We start from the raw sequence: 5,746 nt of genomic DNA, 5'->3' as shown, positions 1-5,746 counted from the left end.
GGCGGGGGCGGCGCGGTGGCGGCCCCCATCGCGGCGACGTTCCTCAAGGAGCTCTGAGCCCTGCTCAGGTCTCGCTGAGGAAGCGGCGGACCACCTCCGCCACCGGCTCCGGCCGGCCGCGCCGGGCGGCGTTCGAGGTGGCGTTGTGGTCCAGGCCCGGCAGGGTCACGCGACGCGCGCGGGGCAGGACCCGCTGTAGCTCGCCGAGCGCGGCGCGCAGGTAGGCCGCGCTCCTGGCGCCGCCGACCAGCAGCACCTCCGCCCGCACCGAGCGGTACGCCTCCAGGTCTCCGGCCGTCTCGGCCACCAGGTGAAGGTCCTCGTGCAACGTCGGGGCCAGCTCCCCGAACGTCGGCTCCCGCAGCGCGGGCTCGACGCCGGCCACGGCGCGTTCCTGGCTCTTCACCATCGAGCTCGTCAGCCGTTCCATCAGCGGCCGCGGGATGGCGCGCATGATCGGGGGGCCCATCCGGCCGGCTCTCATGCCGGTGACGAGCGCCGCCGAGATCCGTCCTTCGGCGAGCTCGCGGTCGAGGCGGGGCAGCCAGCCGGTCGAGTGGGACCCGTGGACGTCGAGGGGCGGTTCGAAGATGACGACCTTGCGCAACGCCGGCTGGACGCGCGCCGTGTGCAGGGTGATGATCGCGCCCGAGCTGACGCCCAGCGCGTACGGCGCGCCGGTGGCCCGCAGCACCGCGTCGAGGTCCTCGACCTCCCGCTGGAGGCCGTACGCGGGGCCGGCCGGGCCGCTGCCGCCCCGGCCCCGGCGGTCGGGCAGGTAGCACGTGAAGTCGCCGGCGAGGGCCTGGGCCAGCTCCAGCTGGCTGCGGCCGGTCTGCATGGCCCCGTGCAGGATCACCAGGCCCGGGCCGCGGCCGAGCCGGTGGTAGTGGATCGTGGTGCCGTCGGCCGACGTCACGGTGCCGTTCGTGGTGGTCGTGGTCATGGTCGCTCCCTTTCGGTTCGGCAGGCGAAGGGAGCCCGGCTATCGTTGTCGATGCCATCTCGTGGCCGGGTCTCCGCTTCGCGCGGTCTTGGTACGAGGTCTCCCGGCGGCGGTGTTGCAGCACCGCCGCCGGTTCTTGTCACTCCGCCGGGCGGCCCCTTTCCGCGAGGTCGGCGAGGTCGGGCGGCAGGTCGCCGGTGCGGTGGTAAGCGCGCCATTCCTCCAGGCCGGGGAACGCGCCCGCGTCCAGCTCGGCCAGCAGCGACCGCGTCCACGCGGCCTCGGCCTCCCGCATCGCCAGCGCGTACTCCGACTCGACGAGGAACAACCGGGGCAGCTCGCCCCGCTCACGCTCCAGCGTCAGCCGGTCGGCCTCGATCCGGCGGTCGAGCAGCTCCAGCCGCTGCCGCAGCAGCGCGGCGACCTCGTCGGGACCGAGACCGCCCATCACCGACAGCCCCGCCTCGAATGACGACGGCTCCCGTCGCGGCGTGGACAGCAGCTCGCGCGTCCAGTCGGCGGCCTCGCGCCGGCCGGCGTCGGTGACGCGGTAGACCGTGCGCTCGGGGCGGGCGCCCTGCCGGTCGGTGCCGACCGCCTCCAGGAGGCCGTGTTTCTCCAGGTTGCGGACGACGGTGTAGAGGGAGCCCCATTTGATCGGCATGTCGTCGTCCTTGCCGCGGGCCCGCAGGACCGAGGCCATCTCGTACGGGTGCATCGGCCGCTGGACGGCCACGGTCAGCACGGCCAGCGCCAGCAGGTTGGCCACCGGGCGCCGCTTGGCCATGCCGACCGCCTATCGCTCGTGTACGAATACTCGTAAGCGAGTATAGGACGGCATCGCCGATCCGGCCAGGGGTATCCGTTACGTTTGTGCTGAGAAGTCGCGGGGGCCCCGCACACCGACACCGAGGAGGGCCGAGGCCGGATGAGCCGCGCGCACACGTACCAGACGGTCGTGACCTGGACCGGGAACCGGGGCACCGGCACGAGCGGATACCGCGACTACGGCCGCGACCACGAGCTGTCGGCCGACGGGCCGGCGGTCGTCCTGGGCAGCTCCGACCCCGCCTTCCGCGGGGACCCGTCCCGCTGGAACCCCGAGCAGCTCCTGGTGGGCTCACTCTCGCAGTGCCACATGTTGTGGTATCTGCACAAGTGCACCATGGCCGGGGTGGTCGTCACCGCGTACGCCGACACGGCGACCGGCACCATGGCCGAGACCGCCGACGGCGGTCACTTCACCGAGGTGGTCCTGCGCCCGGCGGTCACCGTGGCCGCGCCCGAGATGCTGGAGCGCGCCCTCGAACTGCACAAGGCCGCCCACAAGGCGTGCTTCATCGCCGCCTCCGTCAACTTCCCGGTCCGCCACGAGCCGACCGTCACCGTGGCCTGACCTCCTACGGCTCGCGCCCGGCCGCGGCGTCGTAGCCGATGCCGAGCCTGGGCGCGAGCTCCCGCAGCAGATCCTCGAACACCGGCTCCAGGTCGGTGTAGGCGAAGTCGAGCTGGTGGAGCACCTCCATGCAGAGCATGCCGTACAGCCTGATCCAGCACGACAGGAAGACGTGGATCGCCTCCACCGGCATGGGGGTGCCGTGGGCGGCGGCGTACAGCGGGAGCTGCTCCCTGATGGACGGGTCCAGCTCGTCCGGCACCGGGAACGGGCGGGGCCGCCACAGGTCGACGACCTCGTCCAGGAAGACCTGCTCGAAGTCGCGGCCGGCCGGCTCGCGCCGCCGGCTCGTGACGGGGCCGGCGAACACCCATCCGAACTCCGCCCGGTGGGTGACGGCCCAGCGCCGCATCGCCCGGCACGTGGCCAGCAGCCGCCGCGTGTGATCTCCCGGCGGGTACGCCTCGCGCGCGGCCTCCAGCTGCTCCGTCAGCTCCCGGAAGAAGTCGGCCGTCACCGCCCCGACCAGCTCGTCGTGGCCGGCGAAGTAGTGGTAGGGGGCAGGCCCGCTCATGCCGACCTCCCTGGCCACCCCGTTGATCGTCACCGCCGCGGGGCCCTGCTGACGGCGCGGGTGACCGACACCGGGCTGGTCACCCCGACGATGCGGCGGATCCGCCCGGCCGCCGACGAGCCGATCGCCTTCCCGTACCGGCCGGGGCAGCACATCAGAGTGCAGCTCAACGACCCGCTGTCGGTGTCCGGCATGTTGCTGCCGCTGGAGACGCTGCGCACGTACACGATCTGGGACCTCGGCCCGGACCGGCGGGCGCTGGAACTGCGGGCACACCTGTACGACGGCGACGGCATCGGGCTGCGCTGGGCCCGGGAGGTCGCGCCGGGCGACCCGGTGACGTTCTGGTGGCCGCAGAGCGACTTCCACACCCGCGACGACGCGCCGTTCCATCTGTTCGCTGGAGAGGAGACGGCGAGCGTGGCCTTCGGGCCGATGATCCGCGCGCTCGGGTCGGAGGCGCGGGTGCACGGGGTGCTGGAGAGCGAGTCATCCGAGCACGACATGCCGCTGTCCGGGCCGCACGAGCTGGCCCGCGTCCACCGGAAGGGGGCCTCGGTCGCCTCCTCGGCCACGCTGGTCTCCGCGGTGGCCGCCCTCGACCTGCCCGGGAACACCGGCGCGGCCTACCTCGCGGGCGAGGCGCTGACCTGCCGGCTGATCCGCGACCATCTCGTACGCGACCGCAACTGGCCGCGGAAGTCGATCAAGGTCAAGCCCTTCTGGACGCCGGGCAAGCGCGGCCTGCACTTGGACGAGAACGGGCGGTTCCACGCGCCGGACCGCATCCCCGACCTGCTGGCCACGGCCCGCATCGAGGAGGTGGAGCTGGAGTTCCGGGCTCAGATCGACGCCGTGGCCGCCGCAGGCCTGACGCCCACCCACCTCGACTGGCGCTGCCTGGCCGACGGCGGGCGCGACGACGTCTTCGACCTGACGGTGGCGCCGGCCGGCCTGCTGGCCATCGCGAGTACGGGCCGGCGGTGCGGGCCTGGCTCGGCCCGGCGCGGCGGAAGGTGCGGGCGCGCGGGCTGCCGGTCGTGGAGCCCGGCTTCCTCGACAGCTTCGCGCTGGACCTCGAAGGCAAGGCGGAGACGTACGCGCGGCTGCTGCGCGAGCTGCCGCCCGGGCTGAGCGAGTGGGCGGTGCATCCGGGGCTGGGCGTGGAGGAGGCGCGCGCCGTGGATGCGGACGGGTGGCGGGTGCGGGAGAGCGACCACGCGTTCCTCACCTCGGAGCGGGCGCGCGAGCTGCTGCGGGAGGAGGGCGTCGTCGTGGTGGGCTACGACACCGTGCGGGCCGCCTGGACGGACTCGGGCTCCGACGGCCGTTCGTGAGAACGCGGCAAGCCTTGAACGGCCGTATACGTCAGGAGGTGGCGAAAACGGGAAAAGTGGGGATCACAAACAACAGGTGATCGCACAGATGCCAGAAGTGATCAGAGAAGCGTGGACCCCAGCGCCATGGCGGCGGCGGCCTCATGACGGAGCACCATGACCAGCAATGTGGCGACCAGCGTGGCGATGAGCAGCCAGCTGATCAAGATGATGACGGTCGAGCGTCGCGGTCTCACGGCGCCCGGGTCGGCGCTGTCTCTCGATCGCGCCTCGCTGCGGCGAACCCGCTCGTTGAACGACTCCAGCCGTGCGACGAGTCGCGGATCGTCGTCGACGAGGTGCTGCTCGATCTGGGCCAGCATTCGCTCCTCGTCCTGCGACCAGGCCATGGGTGCACCTCCGGAACGCAAGCTCTCTCGCGTCTTTCTGCCCAACCCTGAAGATCATTAGCCCCGAGCTGACCATGTAATTGCAACCTCTTTTCGGTTTGCGATCAAGCTCGAATGTTTGTTCCAATCAAGCTATGCGCTGGGACAACCTGCGTCTGACCGGGCCCGGCGGGGACGATCCGGCCGTGCCGCTGTTCGCCCGCGGTGCGGTGACGCGTACGTTCGACACGCCCGAGTTCAAGGGCATGACCTTCTACGAGATCCAGGCCAGATCCATCATCAACCGCGTGCCCGCGGCCAGCCGGGTCCCGTTCGAGTACACGATCAATCCCTACCGGGGCTGCGGCCACCGCTGTATTTACTGCTTTGCCCGAAAGACGCACGAGTATCTGGATTTGGATTCCGGTGCGGACTTCGACTCGAAGATCATCGTCAAGGTCAACGCCGCCGAGCTGGCCCGCAAGGAGCTCGCCTCGCCCCGGTGGGGCGGCGACCACGTGGCCATGGGCACCAACGTCGACTGCTACCAGCGTGCCGAGGGCCGCTACCAGCTGATGCGCGGCATTCTGGCCGCGCTGCGCGACGCCGCCAACCCGTTCTCGATCCTCACCAAGGGCACCTTGATCCTGCGCGACCTCGACCTGCTGACCGAGGCCGCCGACGTGACCGAGGTGAGCGCCAACGTGTCGGTGGGCTTCGTCGACCCCGAGATCTGGCGCGCCGTCGAGCCCGGCACGCCCAACCCGCGCCGCCGCCTGGAGACGTGCGCGACGCTCAACGACAACGGCATCGCCTGCGGAGTCCTGATGGCCCCGATCCTGCCGTACCTCACCGACTCGCCCGCGCAGCTGGAGCGCACCGTCAAGGAGATCGCCGCCTCGGGGGCCACCCACATCGCTCCCATCGTCCTCCACCTGCGCTCCGGCGCCCGGGAGTGGTGGCTGAGCTGGCTCTCCCGCGAGCACCCCCGCCTGGTGCCCCGCTACCTGGAGCTGTACGGGCGCGGCGCGTACGCCCCGAAGGCGTACCAGCAGCGGGTGACGGGCCTGGTCAAGGAGTACGCCGAACGCCACGGCGTCGGCCGCGCCACCCCCGCCATGGCCC

General features: G+C 71.7%; 8 protein-coding genes. 4 read left to right on the top strand and 4 right to left on the bottom strand.

The features are described 5' to 3' along the window. Window positions 1-64: 64 nt before the first annotated feature. Window positions 65-946 (bottom strand): alpha/beta fold hydrolase, encoded by an 882-nt coding sequence (locus tag C1J01_RS45670; RefSeq protein WP_111185249.1) that lies wholly within the window; start codon window positions 944-946, stop codon window positions 65-67. Between the two features lie 139 nt (window positions 947-1,085). Then, a complete protein-coding gene (locus C1J01_RS45665; RefSeq protein WP_111185248.1) occupies window positions 1,086-1,733 on the bottom strand; it encodes a PadR family transcriptional regulator in 648 nt (215 codons plus the stop codon). Between the two features lie 141 nt (window positions 1,734-1,874). Between C1J01_RS45665 and C1J01_RS45660 the strand changes: the two genes are divergently transcribed. Next, complete coding sequence (locus C1J01_RS45660; RefSeq protein WP_111185247.1) at window positions 1,875-2,342, top strand: OsmC family protein; 468 nt, start codon at window positions 1,875-1,877, stop codon at window positions 2,340-2,342. A gap of 4 nt (window positions 2,343-2,346) precedes the next feature. Here the strand turns inward: C1J01_RS45660 and C1J01_RS45655 are convergent, their stop codons facing one another. Then, window positions 2,347-2,916 (bottom strand): TetR-like C-terminal domain-containing protein, encoded by a 570-nt coding sequence (locus tag C1J01_RS45655; RefSeq protein WP_235855107.1) that lies wholly within the window; start codon window positions 2,914-2,916, stop codon window positions 2,347-2,349. Between the two features lie 60 nt (window positions 2,917-2,976). On the opposite strand from C1J01_RS45655, the gene C1J01_RS51690 reads away from it, so the two are divergent. Together C1J01_RS51690 and C1J01_RS45645 are read left to right on the top strand one after the other, a co-directional pair. Then, on the top strand, window positions 2,977-4,050 hold the full coding sequence (locus C1J01_RS51690) for an SIP domain-containing protein (RefSeq protein ID WP_235855106.1): 1,074 nt from the start codon (window positions 2,977-2,979) through the stop codon (window positions 4,048-4,050). Further along, window positions 3,957-4,253 (top strand): ChbG/HpnK family deacetylase, encoded by a 297-nt coding sequence (locus C1J01_RS45645; protein WP_111185246.1) that lies wholly within the window; start codon window positions 3,957-3,959, stop codon window positions 4,251-4,253. Before C1J01_RS51690 ends, C1J01_RS45645 begins: the two co-directional genes overlap by 94 nt. A gap of 101 nt (window positions 4,254-4,354) precedes the next feature. Here the strand turns inward: C1J01_RS45645 and C1J01_RS45640 are convergent, their stop codons facing one another. Further along, entirely contained in the window at window positions 4,355-4,642 is a 288-nt protein-coding gene (locus tag C1J01_RS45640; protein ID WP_111185245.1) for a DUF3040 domain-containing protein, read from the bottom strand. Between the two features lie 134 nt (window positions 4,643-4,776). Here C1J01_RS45640 and C1J01_RS45635 point away from each other — a divergent pair. Then, on the top strand, window positions 4,777-5,746 hold a 970-nt coding region (locus C1J01_RS45635), incomplete at its 3' end, for an Rv2578c family radical SAM protein (RefSeq protein WP_111185244.1).

It is taken from the genome of Nonomuraea aridisoli (assembly GCF_003236395.1).
Classification (GTDB): domain Bacteria; phylum Actinomycetota; class Actinomycetes; order Streptosporangiales; family Streptosporangiaceae; genus Nonomuraea; species Nonomuraea aridisoli.
The sequence above is the reverse complement of the archived record's forward strand: the minus strand, read 5'-3'. Positions and strand labels throughout refer to the sequence as shown.

Bases quoted from the DNA above. Each gene is read 5' to 3' on its own strand.
- C1J01_RS45640 (WP_111185245.1), bottom strand. From the start codon at position 4,642: ATGGCCTGGTCGCAGGACGAGGAGCGAATGCTGGCCCAGATCGAGCAG.
- C1J01_RS45655 (WP_235855107.1), bottom strand. From the start codon at position 2,916: ATGAGCGGGCCTGCCCCCTACCACTACTTCGCCGGCCACGACGAGCTG.
- C1J01_RS45665 (WP_111185248.1), bottom strand. From the start codon at position 1,733: ATGGCCAAGCGGCGCCCGGTGGCCAACCTGCTGGCGCTGGCCGTGCTG.
- C1J01_RS45660 (WP_111185247.1), top strand. From the start codon at position 1,875: ATGAGCCGCGCGCACACGTACCAGACGGTCGTGACCTGGACCGGGAAC.
- C1J01_RS45670 (WP_111185249.1), bottom strand. From the start codon at position 946: ATGACCACGACCACCACGAACGGCACCGTGACGTCGGCCGACGGCACC.